Origin of the sequence: Acinetobacter sp. (genome assembly GCF_049284435.1) — a bacterium.
In the GTDB taxonomy this organism is placed as follows: Bacteria; Pseudomonadota; Gammaproteobacteria; order Pseudomonadales; family Moraxellaceae; genus Acinetobacter.
Genome location: NZ_JBAPXX010000059.1, coordinates 1 through 23,159 on the forward strand (window position 1 = coordinate 1; position 23,159 = coordinate 23,159).

At 44.1% G+C, this 23,159-nt stretch carries 19 protein-coding genes; 6 read left to right on the top strand and 13 right to left on the bottom strand.

Annotation, left to right across the window (positions count from 1 at the left end; genetic code table 11):
- Position 1: 1 nt before the first annotated feature.
- Positions 2–766, bottom strand: coding sequence for a glucose 1-dehydrogenase (locus tag WAK81_RS05005; RefSeq protein WP_422195932.1), 765 nt, complete (start codon positions 764–766; stop codon positions 2–4).
- 503 nt (positions 767–1,269) lie between these two features.
- Here WAK81_RS05005 and WAK81_RS05010 point away from each other — a divergent pair.
- Positions 1,270–1,761 carry a MarR family winged helix-turn-helix transcriptional regulator gene (locus tag WAK81_RS05010; protein WP_422195933.1) on the top strand — a complete coding sequence of 164 codons (492 nt, stop codon included), beginning with the start codon at positions 1,270–1,272 and terminating at the stop codon, positions 1,759–1,761.
- Between the two features lie 75 nt (positions 1,762–1,836).
- Here WAK81_RS05010 and WAK81_RS05015 read toward each other — a convergent pair whose 3' ends face one another.
- Positions 1,837–3,108 carry an MFS transporter gene (locus WAK81_RS05015; RefSeq protein WP_422195934.1) on the bottom strand — a complete coding sequence of 424 codons (1,272 nt, stop codon included), beginning with the start codon at positions 3,106–3,108 and terminating at the stop codon, positions 1,837–1,839.
- 353 nt (positions 3,109–3,461) lie between these two features.
- On the opposite strand from WAK81_RS05015, the gene WAK81_RS05020 reads away from it, so the two are divergent.
- Positions 3,462–4,685, top strand: coding sequence for a CaiB/BaiF CoA transferase family protein (locus WAK81_RS05020; RefSeq protein WP_422195935.1), 1,224 nt, complete (start codon positions 3,462–3,464; stop codon positions 4,683–4,685).
- 58 nt (positions 4,686–4,743) lie between these two features.
- On the opposite strand, the gene WAK81_RS05025 is transcribed toward WAK81_RS05020, so the two are convergent.
- The 8 genes from WAK81_RS05025 to WAK81_RS05060 form a co-directional block, all read right to left on the bottom strand.
- Positions 4,744–6,438, bottom strand: coding sequence for an AMP-binding protein (locus WAK81_RS05025; protein WP_422195936.1), 1,695 nt, complete (start codon positions 6,436–6,438; stop codon positions 4,744–4,746).
- Positions 6,439–6,514: 76 nt separating this feature from the next.
- Complete coding sequence (locus tag WAK81_RS05030) at positions 6,515–8,011, bottom strand: flavin-containing monooxygenase (protein WP_422195937.1); 1,497 nt, start codon at positions 8,009–8,011, stop codon at positions 6,515–6,517.
- Positions 8,012–8,023: 12 nt separating this feature from the next.
- Positions 8,024–8,863 carry an alpha/beta fold hydrolase gene (locus WAK81_RS05035; RefSeq protein WP_422195938.1) on the bottom strand — a complete coding sequence of 280 codons (840 nt, stop codon included), beginning with the start codon at positions 8,861–8,863 and terminating at the stop codon, positions 8,024–8,026.
- 129 nt (positions 8,864–8,992) lie between these two features.
- Entirely contained in the window at positions 8,993–10,795 is a 1,803-nt protein-coding gene (locus WAK81_RS05040) for an acyl-CoA dehydrogenase C-terminal domain-containing protein (protein WP_422195939.1), read from the bottom strand.
- 211 nt (positions 10,796–11,006) lie between these two features.
- Entirely contained in the window at positions 11,007–11,987 is a 981-nt protein-coding gene (locus tag WAK81_RS05045; RefSeq protein WP_422195940.1) for an NAD(P)H-dependent flavin oxidoreductase, read from the bottom strand.
- Between the two features lie 11 nt (positions 11,988–11,998).
- Positions 11,999–12,787 carry an enoyl-CoA hydratase-related protein gene (locus tag WAK81_RS05050; RefSeq protein ID WP_422195941.1) on the bottom strand — a complete coding sequence of 263 codons (789 nt, stop codon included), beginning with the start codon at positions 12,785–12,787 and terminating at the stop codon, positions 11,999–12,001.
- Between the two features lie 36 nt (positions 12,788–12,823).
- A complete protein-coding gene (locus WAK81_RS05055; RefSeq protein ID WP_422195942.1) occupies positions 12,824–13,747 on the bottom strand; it encodes a 2-hydroxyacid dehydrogenase in 924 nt (307 codons plus the stop codon).
- Positions 13,744–14,499, bottom strand: a complete 756-nt coding sequence (locus WAK81_RS05060) for a class II aldolase/adducin family protein (protein WP_422195943.1) — start codon at positions 14,497–14,499, stop codon at positions 13,744–13,746. The genes WAK81_RS05055 and WAK81_RS05060 overlap by 4 nt, the downstream gene beginning before the upstream one ends.
- A gap of 110 nt (positions 14,500–14,609) precedes the next feature.
- Here WAK81_RS05060 and WAK81_RS05065 point away from each other — a divergent pair, with 110 nt between their 5' ends.
- Positions 14,610–15,047, top strand: coding sequence for a PaaI family thioesterase (locus WAK81_RS05065; RefSeq protein ID WP_422195944.1), 438 nt, complete (start codon positions 14,610–14,612; stop codon positions 15,045–15,047).
- A gap of 121 nt (positions 15,048–15,168) precedes the next feature.
- On the opposite strand, the gene WAK81_RS05070 is transcribed toward WAK81_RS05065, so the two are convergent.
- The 3 genes from WAK81_RS05070 to WAK81_RS05080 are packed head-to-tail and all read right to left on the bottom strand — an operon-like array spanning position 15,169 to position 18,702.
- Entirely contained in the window at positions 15,169–16,380 is a 1,212-nt protein-coding gene (locus WAK81_RS05070) for a 3-oxoadipyl-CoA thiolase (protein WP_422195945.1), read from the bottom strand.
- Between the two features lie 25 nt (positions 16,381–16,405).
- Entirely contained in the window at positions 16,406–17,926 is a 1,521-nt protein-coding gene (locus WAK81_RS05075; protein WP_422195946.1) for a 3-hydroxyacyl-CoA dehydrogenase, read from the bottom strand.
- 2 nt (positions 17,927–17,928) lie between these two features.
- The gene (locus WAK81_RS05080; protein ID WP_422195947.1) at positions 17,929–18,702 is read right to left on the bottom strand and encodes an enoyl-CoA hydratase; all 774 of its coding nucleotides are present in this window, start codon (positions 18,700–18,702) and stop codon (positions 17,929–17,931) included.
- A 437-nt stretch (positions 18,703–19,139) separates the two neighbouring features.
- Here WAK81_RS05080 and WAK81_RS05085 point away from each other — a divergent pair, with 437 nt between their 5' ends.
- From WAK81_RS05085 to WAK81_RS05095, 3 genes are all read left to right on the top strand, one after another.
- Positions 19,140–20,438, top strand: a complete 1,299-nt coding sequence (locus tag WAK81_RS05085) for an MFS transporter (protein ID WP_422195948.1) — start codon at positions 19,140–19,142, stop codon at positions 20,436–20,438.
- Positions 20,439–20,552: 114 nt separating this feature from the next.
- Complete coding sequence (locus WAK81_RS05090; RefSeq protein WP_422195949.1) at positions 20,553–21,818, top strand: DcaP family trimeric outer membrane transporter; 1,266 nt, start codon at positions 20,553–20,555, stop codon at positions 21,816–21,818.
- 17 nt (positions 21,819–21,835) lie between these two features.
- On the top strand, positions 21,836–23,035 hold the full coding sequence (locus tag WAK81_RS05095; RefSeq protein WP_422195950.1) for an MFS transporter: 1,200 nt from the start codon (positions 21,836–21,838) through the stop codon (positions 23,033–23,035).
- Positions 23,036–23,159: the final 124 nt, after the last annotated feature.

Genomic DNA, 23,159 nt, shown 5'->3' on the forward strand with positions numbered 1-23,159 from the left:
CTTAACCATTCATGGTTAAGCCACCAGAAACACTCAATACCTGTCCGGTAATAAAACTGGCGTCATCACTTAAAAAGAAAGCAATTGAAGAGGCTAAATCTTCCGGTTGACCCAAGCGGCCCAGTGGAATGGCACGGATAAAGGCTTCACGTAATTTTTCCGGATTTGACGCGCCTTCAGTGACACCTGCAAGCAAAGCCGTATCGGTCGGTCCCGGGCAAATCACGTTTATTTTGATGTTGTGACGTGAGTGCTCACGAGCCAGCGTTTTAGAGAAAGATAATAATCCACCTTTACAGGCTGCATACACAGCTTCACCGGAAGAGCCGACCCGGGCTGCGTCAGAAGCAATATTGACAATACTGCCGGAATTGCGTTCAACCATGCCTTTCAGCACTGCAAAATGCATATTCAACATACCAACTAGGTTGATCTGGATCAGCTTTTCCCACTCTTGCGGATTGGTTTTAACAAAAGGTTTAAAAATATCCCAGCCGGCATTGTTGACCAGTCCATCGATTGGGCCGAGTTCAGTTTCGGTTTTTTGAACTGCCTGCTCAACCACATCACTTTGGGTAATATCACACTGAATTGCCAGTACCTGACCGTATGGATTGATTTCATTCGCCAGCTTTTCAGCCGCTTCCAGATTCATATCAAAAATGGCGACTTTGGCGCCTTCCTCTGCCAGACGTCGGCAGGTGGCAGAACCAATTCCGCCTGCTCCGCCTGTCACAATCACAACCTTGTCTTTTAATCCTTTCATTGCTCATCCCTACGCTATTTTGTTGTCGAATTTAATCGGCTGTTGTTCTAATTCGATGTGTTTCATCTAAAATAGAAAGAGATTGAAAATATGTCAATATATTTACATAAAATAATATTTATAAATTTATATTTATATATTTATCAAATATTTAATATTTTTATTTACACAATGTATTGACCTATATTGGTTTTTGGCTTTAGATTAATTTGAATCTGACTCCACTCTAGGGCCAAAATATGTCTTTTACATGACAGATAATTTATTCCTTTAAAATTAGGAAGAAAGCCTTAGATATTTAGCAAGTGAGCACACTGGAAGTGAGGAGAAAAAGAGAGATTTCCAAGCCATAAAACTGATTAAGTCAGAATTTAAATAGGAAAATTTCTGCAAAAACACTATGATTTTTAAAAGAAATTATAATAGAAACCGATTTGTGCGAAAAAGCGATAGGCTATACCCAGCGCGGCTCGGCTATTTCAGTTTTGAGGATGTCCAATATTGTGAGTGATACTTTGTCAAAAAAATATAATCAATCCTTATATTCTGCCCATAACCGGCTTTTTTTCCGTCTGTTTCAGGTGGGAAACAGTTTGGACCGTAAATGCCTCAATGAGCTGAAAATATCCCCAGTGCATTGGGCAGTGCTGGGTGCCCTGTCTCGTCCAAAAGTTAAATCAGGAATGTCATTTTCTGATCTGACTGAATATCTGGGCGTGAGTCGGCAAAATCTGGACGCAGTGTTAAAACGGCTGGAACGTGACGGTCTGGTCGAGCGAGTCATTAGTGAACAGGACCGGCGCGCTAAAATTGTTGCGCTGACGGCTGAAGGCTTGGAAACATGGGACAACTTGCAAGCTGATTTCTTTGATTTTTATGGTCAGGCCTTAAATAAGCTGGCCTTTGATGATGTGGTTACCCTGATTCATCTGCTCAATAAAGTAAATGATGGTTTAAAAAGTATTCATCTGCATAAAGAAACAGATCAAGAATAAACAAATAGAAATACAGCTTTAATTGATGAATATAAAAAAAGAGCCTGTATTCAGGCTCTTTTTTTGAAGTTGAAATTATGCCTTTTGTGGATCGTATTGACGGTCTTTAATGAAAATCCCGGACACTGCTCCACATAAGAAATAGGCACCGCCCATAATCAGGAAGCCTAGGCCAATTGAACCACCGCTGGCTGCCGCGCCAATAATCGCAGGTGCAAACATGGCGCCAATACGACCTGCATTATAAGCACCACCTACCGCAGTACCACGAATCGAAGTGGCAAAGCTTTCAGTCATATAAGTGGCATTAATTGCATATGGAATACCGTACAGGAATCCAAAGAAAATCAGCAGATAAGCAATGTTATCTGGCGTATTGAATAGCACAATCACGGGCAGGAAAATCGCCGTTCCAATTGCTCCAAAGGAAAAGACAGCGCGTCTACCCAAATGGTCTGCGGCAAAGCCCGCCAGAATTTTCCCGAAAATCATTGCCACATAGGTACCAATCATATAGCCGGCCATGGATTTAAAATTCATGTGCAATTCAGATTCCAGATATGCCGGCATCCAGTTGTTTACCCCATAGTAGCCAAATTGCAGAAAACCGGCGGTAAAGATCCACAAGATGAACATTCTGCGATTCGCAGGATCCGCGAAAATCTCTTTGACTGTGCTTTTTTTGGCGGGCTGCTGTGCTGTGATTTCAGCGGGGGCATATAGACGCTGCAAACGTGCACGCTGCCAGGATTCCGGCTCAGGAACTAATTTCTGGATAAAAATCGCCATAACCGAGGGAATAATGGCAATAAAAAACAGGGTTCGCCAGCCATATTCCGGAATGATCCAGCCTGCCAGTAAAGTGGCCACAATATAACCGACGGTCCATCCTGCCTGTAAGGTACCTAAAACCGTGGTGCGATATTCAGTTGGAACATATTCAGCCATGAGCGTATTGGCTGCAATATATAAAGAGCCAATGCCAAAGGCAGAAAGAAAGCGTAAAACAGCAAATTGTTCAAAGTTTTGTGCAAAGCCTAAGGCTGCAGTCAATATAGAAAATACCAGAATCGAAATGACTACGGTACGTACACGGCCTAGACGGTCACAGGCCCAGCCACCTATAAAGCCACCAATCGCCATACCTGCTAAGGTAAAACTGCCTAGTGTACCGGCCTGCAGATTACTGAGACCAAACTCTGCTTTCAGGCTATTTAAACTGAAGGACAGCAGCAACATGTCCGCGCCATCCACCAGTAAAGCGAGAAAGGCGAAAATAAAAGCAATTTGCTGGGTTCGTTTGGTCGTGGGTTTAATCTTTTCTAATTCTCTAGCTAAATCCGTCATATTTAAATCTCTGTTTTCCTATCCTTAGGTTTTCATGATCTTTTTATATTTAAAGCTATTCCGCTAATGAATATGCTTTAAGGCTAATCTGTTTTTTAATTCACTTGATTGACTCCTTTTTTTAATCCTGTCTGGGAGATTCCTTTTTATCAGTTACCTCTTGTTCTGCGTTCATGCTTATATTTGCATCAGGCTAAAGAAAATAAGATGAATATTCAATCATTCTAGATGTTTTATTTTGTTATACGAAATTTATTATCATAAAGTTGATTGTTCTTTCATTTTCATATAGCTTTAAAAAGAGGGATAAGAACGATATGTCATTTGAATAAGACCGAACAGGGAGCGTAATAATGGGTGCCTTAACAGGATTTCGTGTACTGGATTTAAGCCGGATTTTGGCTGGGCCTTGGTGTAGCCAGATTCTGGCTGATCTGGGTGCAGAAGTGATCAAGATTGAAAAACCGGATCATGGGGATGATACCCGTATCTGGGGACCACCCTGGCTTAAAAACAATCAGCAGGAAGATACCCATGAATCGGCTTATTATCTGTCAGCCAACCGTGGCAAGCACTCGGTTGCAATTGATTTATCTACCCCTGAAGGTCAAAGTATTATCAGAAAACTTGCTGAACAAAGCGATGTAGTCATTGAAAACTATAAAGCCGGTTCGTTGAAAAGATATGGGCTGGATTATGAAAGTCTGAGTCAGCTAAATCCAAGACTGGTGTATTGTTCTATTACCGGTTTTGGCCAGAATGGTCCACGTGCTCAAGAGCCGGGCTATGATTTTATCGTTCAGGGAATGGGCGGCATGATGAGTGTCACTGGCGAACGTGATGATCTGCCCGGTGGTGGCCCGCAAAAAGCAGGTCTGGCCTTTGCCGATTTGACCACTGGCTTATATGCCGCAATTGCCATTCAGGCGGCTTTGTTGTCCCGTGAGAAAACCGGTGAAGGTCAGTATATTGATATGGCGCTGTTAGATACTCAGGTTGCTTCCCTCTCTGTTCTGGCCATGAATTATCTCACCTCAGGCAAAGTACCCGGTCGCTTCGGAAATGCACATGCCAATATTGTGCCCTATCAGGTGTTTAAAGCCCAAGAAGGTGAATTTATTATTGCCTGTGGTAATGATCTGCAATTTCAAGCTTTGTGTCAGGCCGTTGGTTTGGCTAAGGTGGCAGAAGATCCTCGCTTCTTGAAAAATTCAGGACGTGTTACACATCGTGAAGAACTGACCACAGTTCTACAGGCTCATTTCTATACTCGACCAGCAAAAACCTGGGTGGATCTAATCCATGCGGTTAAAGTACCGGTAGGAATGATCAATGACCTGAAACAGACTTTGGAAGAAGAACAGGTATTGGCACGTGATATGGTGATTAAAATGCCGCATACCTTACGTGAAGATTACACCTCAATCGGCTCACCGATTAAACTCTCCAAGACACCGGTAGAATATAAAAAGGCCCCACCTTGTCTTGGTGAAGATACCGATGCCATTTTGAGTCAATATTTAAGTTCTGCTGAAATGGAAGAACTGAAAAGCAAAAAAGTCATCCAGCAGCGATAAGCCTGCAAGCAGTAAAAAAGGAATCTTTCGATTCCTTTTTTATTTTAAATATAATGAATTAGATCATTCCTTGGCAGGTTTTTGCACTCGGCTGAACAGTACGAGGCAGTTCACGACGCAGAATTTTGCCTACTGCCGACTTGGGCAATCCAGACACAAACTCAATGTATTTGGGCAGTTTATAACTAGTCAGTTGCTGCTTCAGAGAAGTCATGACTTCTTCTTGGGTCAGAGTTTCATCCTGTTTCACAATAAATGCCTTCGGTACCTGTCCAGATTTTTCATCATCAATACCAATCACTGCACATTCCAGTATTTTAGGATGTTTGGACAGTACGCCTTCCAGCTCATTGGGATAAACATTAAATCCGGACACCAGAATCATGTCTTTTTTGCGGTCCAGAATGGTGATATAGCCTTGTTCGTCCATACAACCGATATCACCTGTCAGAAAGAATCCATCTTTGGTAAATACCTGTGCTGTTGCTTCCGGTTGCTGCCAGTATCCTTTCATCACCTGTGGACCACGTATGGCTATTTCTCCAGCCTGATTCAGCTCTACAGGTTTTCCTTCATCATTCAGAATCAGAATTTCAGTCCCTGCCAATGGCAAGCCAATCGTGCCACTAAATCGCCGGCTTAAAGGCGGGTTAAAAGTTGCAGTCGGTGAGGTTTCAGAAAGTCCGTAGCCTTCATAAATCTGGCAGCCTGTGACCTCATGCCATAACTCTGCCGTATTTTTCAGAATAGATGCCCCTCCGCCGGTTGTGGTTTTCAGGCTTGAATGATCCAGTTCACGAAAACGTGAATGATGCGCCAAGGCATTAAACATGGTATTCACCCCGGGGAAAACAGTGGGTGGATGTTTCTGGTATTGATCTACCAAAGCATCCAGATCTCTCGGATTGGGAATCAGGACATTAGCGAAACCACGACTTAAGCCATAACTGAACAGGCAGATGGTAAATCCATAAATGTGATACAGCGGCAAGGCACAGAATACATATTCATCTTCAGCGGCATAGCGGTCACCAAAATAGCTAATGAATACGGTACTGTTTTGGGCGATATTAAATAGAATATTGCGATGGCTCAGTTCCGCGCCTTTAGAAACCCCTGTGGTGCCTCCCGTGTATTGCAGAATGACCGTATCTTCCTGATGCTGTACTGGCGGTTCAAAATCAATAATCTCTACCTGATTTATTGCCTGTTTAAAGTCAGAAAACTGCTTATCCGGATATTGTGCTGCCTGACTATAAATAGTACTTGGCTGCTCTTGAATAAAATCGAGTGGATTGGTTGAAATCACATATTTAAGTTCGGTGCATTCATTCAGATTATTCAATTGCTCCAAAGTTTGGCCCAGAATAATCAAGGCTTCTGCATCTGAGTCCTGTAGCTGATGATACAGTTCACGCTGGGTATACATAGGGTTGACATTGACCAGCACATAGCCAGCACGAATAATCGCAAAAGTAGCAATTGGATATTGAATAATATTCGGCAACATCACCGCAATACGGCTGCCACCAGTCAGCCCAAGACTCTGTAAATAGCTTGCCAGTTTCTGACTATACACATCGATATCTTGATAACTGAACTTGCGATCCAGATAGAAAAATGCCGTTTTATTCTGAAATTTCACCAGATTCTCAGCAATTGTCGTGCTCAGGGTTTTCTCAGGATCTGGCCGGGTAAACTCCGGATTGATATTCCACTTTTTATATTCTTCCATCCATGGCTGACTGCTCATGACTATACTCCTGTCCTGGATTTACATTTATTTTGTATAATTGAAACTATAAGATTTTGATTTTCATTAAATATTTTTAAACCACTTTCTGCTGTCTCGATTCAACATACTGATAGTAATAACCGCTACGAATAAAATGCTGATTTTTATCTCTAAATGAATGTGCATAATCCGGCCAGACCAGAGTTAGCTTGTGACTGACCGGGTCCATATACCAGCTTTTACAGCTTTCTGATAACCAGACACTACCTTGGGAAAGCTGCTGTAGCTCCTGCATATAGCTATTTTCAGCGTTCTGATTCGCTTCGAAAACCTGAATTTGTTGCTGTTCAAAAAACTGCAAGGCATCCAGCACCAGATCAAACTGGGTTTCCAGAAAATAAAGCGCTGAATTATGCCCACTTCCGGTGTTTGGCCCATTCAGGATGAACAGGTTTGGAAAGTTGTGTACGGTCGTTGACTGATAACCCTGCATACCGCTGGACCATTGCTGCTCCAGGCTTAAACCCTGTTTACCCACTACCTTTGTGGCATAGGGTGGACGTGCCGCTTCAAATCCTGTCGCAAATATGATGATATCTGCAGAAAATTTATTTCCAGCCTGGCTTAATACACCATCTTTCGTAACTTCAGCCAAAGCTGAATCTTCAAGTGTGACATGTGGTTTTAAAAAGGTTGGATAATAATCATTAGAAAGCAATAAGCGCTTACAACCAGGTTCATAATGCGGCGTAAGTTTGCGCTGTAATTCAGGATCTGAAATCTGATGTTTTAAGAATTGCAGGCAGTTTTTCTTGACCCGCTCAATCTGGCTTTTCAGATTACGGCGCTGGGCAAAATTGTATTCATTGCCCCAAAACAAGGAATGTCTTAAGGCTGACATACTGTCCGGATCTTTGCGGAAAAGCTGTTTTTCTGACTCAGAATAAGGTCGGTCTGGTCGGGGCAAAATATATGGCGCACTACGTTGCAAGACGGTCAGGCTTTTGGCTGTTTTTGCAATTTCCGGCACAAGCTGAACGGCCGAAGCCCCTGAACCCACCACAACGACATGTTGATTTTCCAGATTCAGCTCGTGGTTCCAGCGTGCTGAATGCATCACTTGGCCTTCAAATTCTTCCAGCCCCGGAATTTGCGGGAGATGCTCATCTGCCAGATGCCCGGTTGCGGTAATTAAAATCTCAGCCTGATACAGACCTTTAGAGGTGCGAATTTCCCAGATGCGTTCTTTAGCATTCCAGTTAGCTTTTTCCAGATGGGTATGAAAATCGATATGTGGCCGGATATTTTCCTGATCACAGCATTGAATTAAATAATGCTGAATTTCTGCTCCGTGTGGAAAGACCCGAGACCAGTCCGGATTTTTAATAAAAGAGAAAGAATATAAATGGGAGGGTACATCACAGGCGACCCCTGGATAGGTATTGTCACGCCAGGTGCCGCCCACTTCTGCTGCCCGTTCAATGATTTTGAAGTCGTGGATGCCCTGCTGTTTAAGGCGGATTGCCATGCCTAATCCACCAAAACCGCTGCCTACAATTAGAATCTTGCTGCGCTGTCCTTGAGCTTGCATTATTTATCTCCTTTAAGGCATATAAGGCTGGATTTTTTGATTCACCAGATATTGTTCTGGATGCTGGCTAAACTGGTTTACCAGTTGCACCACTTCTGCTGGCGCTTCGATATAGAGCGCATGTCCTGAAGAAATTTCGATATAGCGACTGTTCTGAATTGAAGCAAACAGCAGTTTTGCTTGCGCTACAGGCACCATGCGGTCTTCACGGCAAGCCACAATCAAGGTCTCTGCACGAATCTCAGGCAAGATCGATGTAATATCAATGTGATAATTCAATTCCCGCTGTTTGGCTGCATCTTGGGAAGATTTAATAAAGCGTGCCAGATCCAACACCTGCTGTTCGCTACGTGCAGACAGATAATCATCGCTATACAGGCAATAATTGACAAAATGCGGCAAGGCCGCAGATTGTTCAGTAAATAATTGCTGCCAGATAACCGTACGTAGTTGTTGCACCGAGCTAGTTTTGGCCCAGCCGGCTAACAGGATCAAACGCGCCACGCGCTGTTTTAAACTGGCTGCCACTTGTGCAGCAATCACTGCACCGAGTGAATAGCCCACCACTGTAATGGTTTCATCTTCTGCAACCGCATGCTGAATCAGTGCTTCAACTTGCTGGCTAAAATCGGTCAGCGCCAGATCGGCTTTATCTGGGGTATGCAAATCAATGGATAAAACCCGCTGATGAATGCCCAGCATCGGGAAAATATAGCTGAAATGCTTGTCGGTGTTTCCACCGGTACCATGAATCAGAATAATAGTCGGAAATGCAGAACGCTGTCCGACTTCATGAAAAGTAAGCTGCAGATCAGCATAAGGAAACTGTCGAGTAATCATGTCTAAATCCATATAGACTCCTGATCTTGTTGTTTTATGGTTTATTCAACACCCGAGAATAAATCTCAATATTTGAATTGGGTCAGGATGCAAAAATTATTAAAAAAAGACCCACGACATGAGTATCGTGGGTCAAAAGGTTTAATCGAATTTGAACTCTTCAGGTTCAAGTAAAAACAGGCTTTCACCACCCGCCTGAATATTGGCAAGGTGGGTTGAAGTTCTTGGCAAAATACGTGCAAAGAAGAATTGTGCCGTTTTGATCTTGGCTGCATAGAACGGATCAGTATTGCCGTCTTCAATTTTCTGCTGCGCAGTAATTGCCATTTTCAGCCACAAATAAGCGGACACGACATAACCAGAGAAATATAAGTAGTCAACTGATGCCGCACCGATTTCATTGGCTGATTGTTGCGCCTGAGCCTGAACGGTTCTGGTTAATTCCAGCCATTGTTCAGTCAACTGGCTGACTTGCGCAATTTGCTGGCTAAACTGGGCATGTTGTTGTTGCTCTTTTACAAAGCCCTGAATTTCATCGGTTAATGCGGTCAGCAGACCCAGTTTTGAACCTAGAACTTTACGCGCCAGTAAATCGATAGACTGAATTTCAGTGGTTCCTTCATAGAGGCTGGCAATACGTGCATCACGGGCAATCTGTTCCATGCCATGTTCAGCAATATAACCGTGACCACCGAAAACCTGCATACCATGTTTAGCCGCTTCTATGCCGGTTTCAGTCATTAATGCTTTGGCAATAGGGGTTAATAATGCCAGACGGTCTTCAGCTGCTTTCTTTTCTTCAGGGCTGTCAGTGGCTTCAGCGATATCGGCATAGGTCGCCAGATAATATGCAAGTGCACGTGAGCCTTCTGCAAATACCTTTTGAGTCAGCAGCATATTACGTACTGCTGGATGCACAATAATTGGATCCGCAGGCAGGTTTGGATCTTTCGCACCTTCAAGTGAACGCATCGCCAGACGGTCTTTGGCATAAGCCAACGCACCCTGATAAGAAGATTCTGCTGCTGCCAAGCCTTGAATGGCTGTACCGATACGTGCCGAGTTCATAAAGGTAAACATGCAGTTCAGGCCACGATTTTCAGGACCGATCAGGAAGCCTTTGGCATTGTCAAAATTCAGCACACAGGTCGCATTGCCGTGAATGCCCATCTTGTGTTCAATGGCGCTACACACCACGCCATTGCGGGAAGCCACATTGCCAGCTTCATCCAGATTGTATTTAGGCACAATAAACAGCGAAATACCTTTGGTTCCTGCAGGTGCATCTGGTAAACGTGCCAACACGATATGCACGATATTTTCAGCCAGGTCATGCTCACCGGCTGAGATAAAGATTTTCTCACCACTGATGCTGTAGCTGCCGTCTTCATTTGGCACTGCTTTGGTACGGATCAGCCCCAGATCAGAACCGGCATGGGATTCAGTCAAGCACATGGTTCCAGTCCAGCGACCTGCAATTAAAGGTACCAGGAATTTCTGTTTTTGTTCATCACTACCGTGGTGCTCTAAAGTACGCATGGCACCATGGGACAGGCCTGGGTACATGCCCCAAGACCAGTTAGTTGCGGTAATAATTTCTGAAATAGCAATACGGTATAAGGTTGGGAAGCCCTGACCGCCATATGTTTCATCACCAGTTAATGAGGTAAAGCCGAGTTCTACATATTTGTCATAAGCTGCTTTAAAACCATCCGGTGTTGTTACGATGCCATCCTGCAAACGGCAACCCTGCTGGTCGCCTGTCGCATTAATCGGTAGAAGTTCGTTTTGGCAAAAATCAGCAGCGACTTCAAGATATTGCTCCATAATATCCATAGAAACCTTGTCGGCGAATTTTGCATAGCCCTGATATTTCTGTTCAACGTTTAACAAGTCTTTCAGGACAAACTTCATGTCTTTTAATGGCGCAATATAATTTCTCATCGTAATTCCCTTGTATGAGTTCTAATTTGTATATTTATGACTATTAATTTCATAATACAAAATTATGTTTTAAATCCACTATAATATAATTTAAAGAATAAAATCTAGTCATTCGATGAAATTTCCCATTTAAAAATAAAAAATATACAGGATGAAAAAAAGCCATTCATGGTGGAATGGCTTTTCTATTCAGCAACTGCCCTAAAGCTGATTAACGTGGAAAAAATTGAGCTAAACGTTGCTGAACAATCTGCTCTGCCTCCTGCATGATATTTTCAATCAGCACCTGACAAGTCGGAATGTCATGAATTAATCCCATCACTTGACCTGCAGTCAGAACTCCCGCATCCACATCGCCATTTTCTAAAGCGAGCTTGCCTTTTAGGCCACTCACATAGGGACGAATTTGTTCAAACTCCAGACCTGGATCTTCACTCATTTTAACGACTAGATCAGATACTGCATTTTTGGCAACACGGGCAGTATTCCTGAACTGTCGATACAGCAGATGTGTCGCCCTTTCATCATTATCGACATAGAACTGCTTGATGTTTGAATGGATCGGCGCTTCCTGAGTGGCACAAAAGCGTGTACCCATATTGATGCCTTCAGCACCTAAAGCCAAAGCTGCGACCAAACCACGGCCATCAGCAAAACCGCCACTGGCCACAATCGGCACAGTGAGCTGATCTGCTGCCGCAGGAATTAAAATCAGGCCAGGAATATCGTCTTCACCGGGATGGCCTGCACATTCAAAACCATCAATCGAGATAACATCCGCGCCAATTCTTTGTGCTGAAAGCGCATGACGAACGGAAGTACATTTATGAATGACAATAATGCCATGTTGCTTAAATGCTTCAATATGTTCATGAGGCTTGTTGCCTGCCGTCTCTACAATCTTGATACCGCTTTCAATGATCGCTTGTCGGTATTCTACATACGGCGGCGGATTCACAGCAGGCAATAAAGTCAGATTGACGGCAAAAGGCTGATCGGTCATTTCACGGCAGCGTGAAATCTCTTTGATCAGTGCTTCTGGGGTGGGTTGAGTCAGTGCAGTCAGCGTTCCCAGGCCGCCAGCATTGGATACGGCACTGGCCATTTCTGCAGTGCCGACCCACATCATACCGCCCTGAATAATCGGATAGCGAATGCCTAAAAGCTCGGTAATACGCGTTTGAATTTTCATAAATGCTCTCCTTAGCATCCGGTAAATTGTGCAGGGCGTTTTTCGACAAAAGCCTGAACACCTTCTTTATAGTCCTGACTGCTCAGAGCCAGATATTGCAGGTTTTGTTCCAGCTCCAGTTGCTGGTCCATGTTATTTTCAGCACTGCGTTGCAAGGCCTGTTTAGTTAAAGCCAGTGCATAAGTCGGCTGTTGAGATAATCGCTGTGCAATGTCGTCGATATAAGCATCAAATTCTGTATCTGGAAGCATTTTCCAGATCATGCCCATTTCCGCGGCTTCTTTGGCATGCACAGGTTCCCCCAGAAAAGTTAGTGCCATGGCACGCGCATAACCGATTAAACGTGGCAACATCCAGGTGCCCCCAGCATCGGGAATCAAGCCAATTTTAGAAAAAGCCTGAATAAATCGGGCACTTTCCTTGGCAATGACCAGATCACAGGCCAGCGCGATATTGGCACCTGCACCGGCAGCCACACCATTCACTGCTGCGATCACCGGTTTGGGACTCTGGCGGATCAGGTTAATCAAGGGATTATAGTATTTGGCCAGTGAGCCTTGCGGAGGCAAAGGCACATTGCCTAACTGACCAGAACGTTCTTTTAAATCCTGTCCCGCTGAAAACGCCCGGCCTTTGCCGCGAATCACAATCACCCGAATATCCAGATCTGTATTCCAGTTTTTCAGCACCCGCTGCACTTCCTCATGCATTTGCCGGTTAAAACTGTTGAGTGAATCCGGACGGTTAAAGCTTAAAGTCGCGACTCCTTGCTGAACCTGAGTTTGAATCGTTTCCCACATCATCAATTTCCTTATTTTTTGCCTGTATCCCTACAATTAATAGCCTTTATTGACATCTACCTGATGGCACAAATCCAGCCCGAGATTTAAACGTCGGTCATTTTCCAGAATCTGTTCCACCACCACAGACATGGGCGCATGTGAGGCAACGTGAGGCGTAACTACGATCTTTTCATGCTGCCAGAATGGATGTCCAGCAGCCAAAGGTTCCTGTTCAAATACGTCGACAATTGCACCACGTAAATGGCCTGAATCTAGCGTGTTTAATAAATCCTGCTCGATTAAATGCTGCCCACGACCCACCTGAATGAGAGCAGCCTGATCGGGTAATTGTTTAAATAGCTGTTCAGATAAGATGCCAGTATTGTCTGCAGTTAAAGGCATTAAATTAATCAAAATCTGGCTCTGGGCCAGGAACTCGGAAAGCTGTTCTGATCCTACATAGCTTTTGACCTTATCAATCTCTTTTGGGGAATTGGACCAGCCTAATACCTGATAGCCCATGTCAGCAAAACGTTCTGCCACATAACCGCCCATATGGCCAAGACCCATAATCCCGATCTGGATATGATGGCTATAACTTTGACGATACTGTTTCCATAGCTGCTGCTTTTGTTGTTGGATCATGCGGTCAAAATAACGCTGGAAATACAGCACGCCCCAGAGCAGATAATCAAACATGCCTTTTTGATGATGTGGATCCAGTACCCGGCAGACTGACTGGTCAGATCTAATCTCGTTTAAATTTAAATGTTCAACCCCTGCAGCAATCGAATGAATCAGGCTAAGTTCTGGAAGCTTCCGCAGTTTTTCCAGATCTGGAAACCACGAGGCTGCTGTGGTCGCCAGTTCTGCTTCCGGGCTGTCCAATGTACAAAAACTGCCAGCAGGTGCATATTTCTGAAAAGACTTCACCAGAATTGCTTCAATATTCGGAACAGTACTGGAAAGCACAATCATGATGTATACTCCGTATACTGATACTCAATCAGGGATAACGCAGCCTGCCAGGCACGCTGTAAAATCGATTCAACTAAAGGGCTGGCGAACTGTTTAGCTGTTTTAATCCGTACATCTTCACTTGGATAATGCAGTTCGGCACCTCCACTTAAAGCCTTGACCTGCGCCTGACAGGCACGCTCCAGAAAATAGATTTCATGAAAGGCCCGTGCAATCGTTTCACCAGCCGTTAATAGGCCATGATTGCGTAAAATCATGGCGCGATGGCCGCCCAGGTCCTGAATCAAGCGCTCCTGTTCATCTGTTGACAGTGCCACGCCTTCATATTCGTGATAGGCCACTTGCTGATAAAATTTCAGCGCATGCTGGGAAATTGGCAGAAGTCCGTCTTTCTGTGCAGAAACTGCTATGCCATCTGCGGTATGCGTATGAATGACGCAGTTCAGATGAGCATGTGCTTGATGAATCGCGGAGTGGATGACGAAGCCAGCCATATTCACCGGCTTGTCCTGTTCATAGCTTTCTACGACCTGCCCTTCATGCTTAATCTTGACCAGCGTGGAGGCACACATTTTTTCAAAAGCGACACCATACTGATTAATCAGAAAACAGTCAGGCTGATCGGGAACTCTTAAACTGATGTGAGTATCAATCAGGTCCGTCATCCGATAATGCGCAATAATGCGATAAAGCGCTGCGAGTTCACAGCGTGCCTGCCACTCGGTATCTGTGACGAGATTTTTTATTGTCATCGTTCCATCCTGGAAAAATATAGCATTTCGATCATTATCTGTTATATCATAATTTCAGAAAAACAGAATATTATTTCATAAGGCGAAATAAATCATTACAAGGAGTAGAGATGCCCACTTCACAATTAAACGGACTTGAATATCTAACCGCAATTAAAAATGGGGAAATTCCCAGTTCAGCCATGAGTGAAATTATTCCCATGCGTCTGACCTTGGTACGCGAAAACTATGTGGAATATGAGGTGCATCCTGATCAGCGCCATTACAATTTACAAGGTGGAATTCATGGCGGCTTTTGTGCAACGGTTTTAGATAGTGCGACTGGCGCTGCCGTGCATACGACAGTAGATGCAGGTGTCAGTTTCTCGACCATTGACCTGAATGTGAAAATGCTGAAAGCGATGAAAAGCGGCGAAACTTATACTGCGATTGGTGAAGTTATCCGGATCGGACGCAATGTACTGACCTCAGAAGGCCGAATTATCGATAATGAAGGTAAAGTTTATGCCTTTGGGTCGGCAACATTATTAGTCACTGACCGTAAGTAATCATTACACCGATGTAATCAATCCCTGCTTTATGCAGGGATTTTTATTTTGAAAGAAAAATCCCAATAAAAAATGTCATGCATAGCAAATATGCATGACATTCAAGGTTTAACTCAAATTGTTATGCAGCTTCAGGGTTTTCAATCACCATCGCCAGCCCTTGACCTAGACCAATACACAGACTGATCACGGCATATTTTTTACCGGTACGCTGTAACTGACGTGCAACGGTTAAAGCCAAACGCGCACCCGAACAGCCCAGTGGATGACCAATGGCAATCGCACCACCATTTGGATTGACACGTGGATCATCCAATGCGACATCCAGACCTTTCAGGCAAGATAATACCTGACTGGCAAAGGCTTCATTAATCTCGATGATATCCATGTCGTCCAAAATTAAGCCTGCACGTTGTACTGCCTTTTTAACCGCTTCAATTGGGCCTGCACCCATGATGCGTGGCTCAATGCCAGCGGCTGCAGAAGACAGGATACGAGCCAAAGGTTTTAGTCCATACTGTTCCTGAACTTTTTCACTGCCGATAATCAGTGCTGCAGCGCCGTCATTGATTCCTGATGCATTACCCGCTGTTACTACACCACCTTCAAATAGCGGTTTTAACTTAGATAAAGCTTCAAATGTTGAAGATGCACGTGGATGCTCATCCTCAGTAATTTGTTTAGACGGCAATTTGCGTCCTTGAGAAACTTCAATCGGGGTAATTTCACCTTCAAAGAAACCTGCTTCTTTCGCTGCCTGATATTTTGCCTGTGATGCAGCAGCAAAGGTGTCAGCCTGTTCACGGCTAATACCGAATTCTTCAGCCACGTTATCACCCGTTTCAGGCATGCTGTGCGCGCCAAACTGATCCGTGAATTTACGGTTCGGGAAACGGGTACCAATCGTGGTGTCATAAATTTTGGCATCACGTGAATAAGCGCTTTCTGCCTTACCCATCACAAAAGGTGCGCGGGTCATGCTTTCTACGCCACCAGCAATGTACAACTCGCCTTCGCCTGCAGTAATGGCACGTGCCGAATCAATCACCGCACCGAGACCTGATGCACATAAGCGGTTTACCGTCTGACCCGGAACAGTTACCGGCATACCCGCTAACAATGCTGCAAAACGTGCCACATTACGGCTGTCTTCACCGGCCTGGTTGGTACTACCAAAAATTACATCTTCTACATCTGCTGCCGGGATACCGGTTTTTTCCAGCAGGTTTTTAATGACTGTAGCTGCCAGATCATCTGGGCGTACGCTTGACAGACTTCCAGCATGGCGACCGATTGGTGAACGCAAACCATCATAAATATATGCATTTAACATGAGTGTTATTCCTTTAACTTTTTAATTAATGTGTAGTATGAACAAGGGGTAAACCCAGCTGAACACGGCGACGCAACCAAGGACTTGGGCGATAACGCTGGTCACGAGTAATCGCAGTCATGCGATCTAGAATTTTCAGGATTTTTTCAGCACCCAGCACATCCCCCCATTCAATTGGCCCATATGGATAGCCAAGACCTAATTTCACTGCGATATTGATATCTTCTACAGTTGCAACGCCTTGCTGGGCAATATCACAGCCGAGATTCACAATCATTGCCAAAGCACGTTGAGCCACAAAGCCGACGCTTTCCTGAATTACGCTGGCGGTCACACTATCCAGATTGAAAATCGATTGGGCTGCTTTTACCAGCTCAGGTTGGGTGACAAAAGTTGGCATCAAGGTACGGTGTTTGTTCAGACCATATAGCAGATCGATGCACACCACTTGCTGAGGTGCCACCTGATAACGGACAGCGGCTGAAGTTGCATCTTCACCATAAGTGGCAATCAGGATTAAAGCATCTGCTGAAGGTGTCTCAGTTTGCTCAATCTGAATGTTGAACTGTTGCAGATATTGCTCAAGTGACTGACGGTCTTCGTCATATTCGGTGCCTAGCCAGACTGATGGATATAGACTTAACTTTTCAACTAATGCTGGAGCAACATCACCTTCTTTGCTACCCGAAGTGTAATCATAGAAACCTTTACCGGTTTTACGACCTAACTGCTTGGCAATAAAACGCTGACGGGTAATCACGCTTGGACGGTAACGTGCTTCTTCATAATACTGGTGATAAATCGATTCACTGACTGGGTGCGAGACATCCATACCGGTCAGATCACCTAATTCAAACGGCCCCATCTTGAAACCGATTCCGTCACGGTAGATCCTGTCAATATCATAAAATGGTGTGACATTTTCATTCAGAATTGCATAGGCTTCGCTACCAAAGGCACGGCCGGCATGGTTAATGATAAACCCTGGCGTATCTTTAGCTTTGACCGGACGATGGCCCATTTTTGTAGAGAGCTGGGTTAATGCTTCAATGATATCAGCACGGGTATTAAAGCCTTCAATCACTTCGACCACTTTCATGAGTGGGACCGGATTAAAGAAGTGATAACCGGCAACACGTTCTGGCTGCTTACAGTTGGCAGCAATTGCACTGATCGACAACGAAGACGTATTGGATGCCAGAATCGCTTCTGGCTTTATAATTCCTTCCAGTTGCTGCATCAGTTTTTGCTTGATTTCCAGATTTTCAATAATCGCTTCAACAATCAAGTCACAATCTTTCAGGTCTTCTAGCTGTTGGGCAGTCGACAGATGAGCAATATCTTCAGCGGCTTTTTCATGGCTGAATTTACCTTTATCTGCCAAGGTATTTAATGTTTTGGCCAGTTTGTCCTGTGCCTGTTTGGCTGCCCCTTCTTTGGCATCAAACAGTACCACATCATGACCAGACTGAATCGCGATCTGGGCAATACCTGCTCCCATCGTACCTACACCAATAATGCCGATTTTCTGAATCTGAATACTCATGCTTATCGTCCCTGATAATTTGGTTTACGTTTTTCGATAAAAGCCTGCATGCCTTCTTTTTGATCTTCTGAAGAAAACAGCATCTGGAAAGACTTACGTTCCAGGGTAAGTCCAGCATTGAGCGGCACATCTTCGGCCAATAAAGCCACTTCCTTGATTTGCTCTAGAGCAATTGGCGGCATTTTCGCTAGGCCTTCCGCCATCTTGATTGCTGTAGCAAGGGTTTCACTGTCTTCAGTCACCTGGGACACCAGACCAATTTGATAGGCTTCCGGTGCAGGTACCAGACAACCGGTCATGATCATGCGCATGGCATGAAATTTGCCAACTGCACGGAATAAGCGCTGGGTACCACCGGCACCCGGCATAACACCCACTTTCACTTCAGGCTGACCAAACTGGGCGCTTTTCCCGGCAATAATAATGTCTGCATGCATAGCCAGTTCACAGCCACCGCCGAGTGCATAACCGTTTACAGCTGCAATCACCGGTTTTGAACACTGTGCAATCGCCTGCCAGTAACGTTCAGTGCGACGTTGCATCATTTGAATGGTTTCTGCATTGGCCAGTTCTTTAAGATCGGCTCCTGCTGCGAAATCAGTTTCACCACCGGTAAGAATAATGGCACGGACATTTTCATCGTCATTCAGTTGCAGAAAAGCCGCCGCAAGTTTCTGGCGAACTTCTGTATTCAGGGCATTTTTCGCTTCTGGTCGATGAATTTTAACCATCGCTACATGTGTTGAAACTTGCTCTACTTGAACTACCTGTTCCATTAAAATCCCCATTTATTTTGTATAGCGAAATTTTATTTTATATAAAACTAAGGTTTCTTAAGCTATAAATCAAGGATTTTTAACTCCAGAATTCAAAAAAGTTATTTTTAAATAAAAATAGAGTAAAAACTCTTGTTCAACCGCTCATTTTATGATTAATTAATTTCGCAATACGGAATTAAATATTTTAAATGAAATCTGATTATTCATTTAAATGAATAATCGCCATAAGGCAGAACTTAAAATTAATTTACGAAATCAAATTTTCAAGCAATGAGATGATTTTGATTTAGCGTAAAGAGTGAAAAACCGAATGTAGCGGCTAGAGCGTACAGAAGGAAGTCTGTTAAATCAGGAAACTATGTTTCCGTGAGGAAGAAAAATGGATTTAGTGGTAGCAGAGGAAATGCTACTTTTAATATATAGAGGATATAAGAATGACAACCGATACCATCGTAACAGGAGACAATAAAACCGATGTCTCCTCCACGGATACCATCAAACAGGCGCCAAAACGTCTATGGATGACGGCTTTTGTCTTTGCTTTTCTGATTTTGCTCTGTGACGGTGCAGATATCGGGATTCTGGCTTTCAGTCTGACCAGTCTTAAAGCTGAATGGGGCCTGACTTCTGTACAGGCAGGCGCCTTGGGAAGTTATTCGCTTTTAGGTATGGGGATTGGAGGCTTTATTGGTGGATGGGCATGTGACAAATTTGGACGTGTCCGCGTCATTGTACTGGCAACCATCGCCTTCTCGATCTTCTCTGCCTACTCAGGTTTTGCTCAGTCTTATACTGAATTTGCAATGTTACGTACCCTGTCCTGTTTAGGTTTGGGCTGCTTGTATATTGCCTGTAATACCTTGATGTCTGAATATGTGCCAACCAAATACCGTACTACGGTATTGGCAACATTAATGACTGGTTTTACCTTAGGTTCTCTGGTCATTACCATGATTTCAGGCTGGATCATTCCTGAGTTTGGCTGGCGTATGCTGTACTGGATTACGATTGCTCCATTGGCGCTCGGTATTCTGATGCACTTTATGGTGCCTGAGCCAGAATCGTGGAAACGTGTTCGGGAAATGAAAAGAACTGGTCAGATCGTGGATAATAATGCGAAAAAAGGCAATCCATACATCACCATTCTTAAAGACAAAACCCACGGCAGAATGTTTATCTTATGGTCATTCAGCTCTGGTTTCTTGCTATTCGGTTATTTCGGTGTAAGTAACTGGCTGCCAAGTTATCTTGAAGCTGAATTAGGCATCAAGTTTAAAGAAATGGCCCTGTATATGGTGGGTACATTTGTCACCATGATTTTTGCCAAAATCATTGCGGGCTATGTTGCTGACAAGATTGGCCGCCGTATTGTGTTTGCTTTCGGCACCATGGGTACTGCGCTTTTCATTCCGGTCGTGGTCTACATGCACACTCCAGACAACATCGGTGTACTGATGCTGATCTTTGGTTTCCTGTACGGTATTCCATATGCCATCAATGCAACCTATCTCACTGAAAGCTTCCCGACCGCAGTTCGTGGAACAGCCGTGGGGGGTGCATTCAATATTGGCCGTATCGGTGCAATCTTCGCACCAATTACGATTGGCTATCTTGCGATGCATGGCTCGATCGGTACAGGTCTGTTGGTGATGGGTGCAGCCTATTTCCTCTGCGGTTTAATTCCAGCCCTGTTTATTAAAGACCGTTTATACGATCCGCAAAAAGCAGAATAAATGCTCTCTGGAAGGCAGTATAACTTGCTGTCTTCTTCTTTCTCCAAATATTGACCATACGTATAGAAAGGTTTCCTTTCATTTAGGATTAAAAGTTTCTTTAGGGATTAAGAAATGAAAAAATTAGTTTTAGCAACATTATGCAGTATTGCTTCAGCACAGGTGTTTTCAGCAGAAGCTTCTGAAGACCGGATGCAGTTTTTAGAATCACAGTTAAAGCAAATCCAGGCCGAACTGGAACAACAAAAAGCAGAGCAACTCGCGCTAAAGACCCAGCAGGAAGAAGCCAAAGCCCAAGACTCTAAAACGCTGAGTTCAATGGTAGATAATGTCGATGTTTATGGCTTGATCCGCTTTGATGGTGCAGTCGATTTCAAAAGTACTACTGAAGCCCGTGGCCGTACCATTAACCAGATTAATAAAGTACCGTTTACTGAACCGGATTCTGTACGTTCCGATTTTACTGCGGCTGCCAGCCGAATTGGTTTCCTGGCCAAAGACCTAGGTGGAAACCCGAATGTTTCTGCTCGTTTAGAAGCCGACTTCTGGACCAACAATGGTAAAAGCGATGGTGGATTACGTATCCGCCATGCGCATTTAAAATACTACAACTGGACATTTGGTCAGGCCTGGTCATTGATGTCTACACCAGAAATTAGCACTGAAGCTGTCGATTACAGCTTGTTCCTGGGTGGATCAGTCTTACGTACACCTCAGGTGAGCTATGCTTTCAAACTTGATCCGGAAAATACCTGGAATGTCGGTCTCGAGTACATGGCCGGTGGCGATCGTTCTTCTGCCTTACCTGCTTTAACCACTAAATATGTTCATCAATCAGGTCCGCTGCATTTATTAGCTCAAGGCTTTGTCAATCAAAAGCAAGCGCAAACAGATACAGGTGATATTGAAAAAGTCGGTTGGGGTGTAGGTCTTGGTGGACGTTACCGTTTAGATGATAAAAACTCGATTCAAGGTAACTATTTCCATATGGTCGGTGATCAGCGTATTGCCGCTTTCTTGACTCAAGGATCACCAACTGATGGCGCTGCCTGGGGTGGAGATTATTCGGTTAATGCAGCCAATAATGAACTTTTACTGAATGAGTTTAACAGTTTAAATATCGGATTTACGCATAAATTTACGCCGAAACTACGTAGTAGTATTAATGCCAGCGTTGTTGATTTTGATGATTCTAGCGACTATGCACGCGCGAATCCTGAAACCAATAAGCGCTTAACCGACTATGTGGCCAACGTGATCTACTCTCCTGTTCCAAAGATTAATCTGGGTGCAGAATATCATCATGGCAAGCGTGAAACCTTTGACAATAAGGAAGCAGATATTTCGCGTATCAACCTCTCTGCCAACTATAGTTTTTAAGGCCGCAGGAGACAAGGATGTCAGCCCAAGGGCAAATTTCACGCCGTTTCATGTTCATGATGGCAATGACCTGCGCACTCTGCGCAGGTTGTAACTATTTTAACCAGCCCTTGATTTATTCTATTGCAGAGGATCTGCAGATCAGTGTAGCTCAGTCTGGCTGGACTGTAGTTTTAACCCAGATCGGCTATGCCACCGGGTTATTTTTGTTTGTCCCCTTGGGGGATTTATTCGAAAAACGATTGTATATCTGCAGTTTGATGTTCTGTACCGGACTGGCGCTTATTGGGCTTTCAGCCAGTACCAATCTGCATATGTTGTATGGCTTTACTCTGCTCGCCTCTTTTTGTTCGATCACCACCCAGATTCTGATTCCTTTTGCCGCCAGCCTGTCGCAACGTGATAAAAGTGCCGAAGTCGTTGGCCTGCTCATGAGTGGTGTTCTGGTTGGTATTCTGTTTGCCCGTACCGTGGCCGGACTGATTTCTACTTTATGGTCCTGGCATGCGGTATACCTATTTAGTGGTTGTGCAATTCTTCTGCTTAGTCTGGCCATGTGGTTCCAGTTGCCGAGCGCCAAGAGCCAGTTACAGATGAATATATTGCAAATTTATCTCTCACTATTTACCTTTGCCCGAACAGAACCCATGCTGATCCGACGTAGTATGATCGGAGGTTTGGGCTTTGGCATGCTGAGTATTATCTTTACTACCATGACTTTTATTCTGGCTGAAGCACCTTATCATTTTAACGATTTCCAGATTGGCCTCATGGGTATTGTGGGGGTGGTCGGCATCTGGTCCTCTCAGTGGACCGGTAAAATGATTGGCAGGCATCGGGAAAAATGGATTGCACGCCTGGCCACATGCGGACTGATTCTGGCCTGGATTCCCTTATTCTTTGCCCAGAATTATTTATGGATTTATATCCTGGGCTTGATTCTGGCTTATTTCGGAATTTCCTGTTTGCATGTCTTGAACCAGAATCTGGTCTATCGAATTTCAATGCAGGCTCGCTCGCGGATTAATGCCATCTATATGACCTGTTATTTTTCAGGTGCCGGTCTGGGGGCATTTTTATCGCTGCATTTATGGAAAAGCTATGGCTGGTCTGCCTGTATCATTTTAGGTTTTATTTTTGCCCTATTGATCTTTGTAATTAACTACTATGATTTAAACCAAGAAAGAAATTTAGCCAATATTCAGCCTGAGCCTTAAATACTATTGAAAACCTTTGGGGGGTTAAAAAGCTTATTTTTTTATCCCGCTTTCTAGGCTGAGCATACATTATAGAGATGATACGCTCATAAAATAGGAAAATTCTTGAGGTCTGTTTGCCATT

What these genes read in the sequence shown, in the direction of transcription:
- WAK81_RS05005 (WP_422195932.1), bottom strand. Translation starts at nt 766, where the DNA reads ATGAAAGGATTAAAAGACAAGGTTGTGATTGTGACAGGCGGAGCAGGC.
- WAK81_RS05015 (WP_422195934.1), bottom strand. Translation starts at nt 3,108, where the DNA reads ATGACGGATTTAGCTAGAGAATTAGAAAAGATTAAACCCACGACCAAA.
- WAK81_RS05020 (WP_422195935.1), top strand. Translation starts at nt 3,462, where the DNA reads ATGGGTGCCTTAACAGGATTTCGTGTACTGGATTTAAGCCGGATTTTG.
- WAK81_RS05025 (WP_422195936.1), bottom strand. Translation starts at nt 6,438, where the DNA reads ATGAGCAGTCAGCCATGGATGGAAGAATATAAAAAGTGGAATATCAAT.
- WAK81_RS05030 (WP_422195937.1), bottom strand. Translation starts at nt 8,011, where the DNA reads ATGCAAGCTCAAGGACAGCGCAGCAAGATTCTAATTGTAGGCAGCGGT.
- WAK81_RS05035 (WP_422195938.1), bottom strand. Translation starts at nt 8,863, where the DNA reads ATGGATTTAGACATGATTACTCGACAGTTTCCTTATGCTGATCTGCAG.
- WAK81_RS05040 (WP_422195939.1), bottom strand. Translation starts at nt 10,795, where the DNA reads ATGAGAAATTATATTGCGCCATTAAAAGACATGAAGTTTGTCCTGAAA.
- WAK81_RS05045 (WP_422195940.1), bottom strand. Translation starts at nt 11,987, where the DNA reads ATGAAAATTCAAACGCGTATTACCGAGCTTTTAGGCATTCGCTATCCG.
- WAK81_RS05050 (WP_422195941.1), bottom strand. Translation starts at nt 12,787, where the DNA reads ATGTGGGAAACGATTCAAACTCAGGTTCAGCAAGGAGTCGCGACTTTA.
- WAK81_RS05055 (WP_422195942.1), bottom strand. Translation starts at nt 13,747, where the DNA reads ATGATTGTGCTTTCCAGTACTGTTCCGAATATTGAAGCAATTCTGGTG.
- WAK81_RS05060 (WP_422195943.1), bottom strand. Translation starts at nt 14,499, where the DNA reads ATGACAATAAAAAATCTCGTCACAGATACCGAGTGGCAGGCACGCTGT.
- WAK81_RS05065 (WP_422195944.1), top strand. Translation starts at nt 14,610, where the DNA reads ATGCCCACTTCACAATTAAACGGACTTGAATATCTAACCGCAATTAAA.
- WAK81_RS05070 (WP_422195945.1), bottom strand. Translation starts at nt 16,380, where the DNA reads ATGTTAAATGCATATATTTATGATGGTTTGCGTTCACCAATCGGTCGC.
- WAK81_RS05075 (WP_422195946.1), bottom strand. Translation starts at nt 17,926, where the DNA reads ATGAGTATTCAGATTCAGAAAATCGGCATTATTGGTGTAGGTACGATG.
- WAK81_RS05080 (WP_422195947.1), bottom strand. Translation starts at nt 18,702, where the DNA reads ATGGAACAGGTAGTTCAAGTAGAGCAAGTTTCAACACATGTAGCGATG.
- WAK81_RS05085 (WP_422195948.1), top strand. Translation starts at nt 19,140, where the DNA reads ATGACAACCGATACCATCGTAACAGGAGACAATAAAACCGATGTCTCC.
- WAK81_RS05090 (WP_422195949.1), top strand. Translation starts at nt 20,553, where the DNA reads ATGAAAAAATTAGTTTTAGCAACATTATGCAGTATTGCTTCAGCACAG.
- WAK81_RS05095 (WP_422195950.1), top strand. Translation starts at nt 21,836, where the DNA reads ATGTCAGCCCAAGGGCAAATTTCACGCCGTTTCATGTTCATGATGGCA.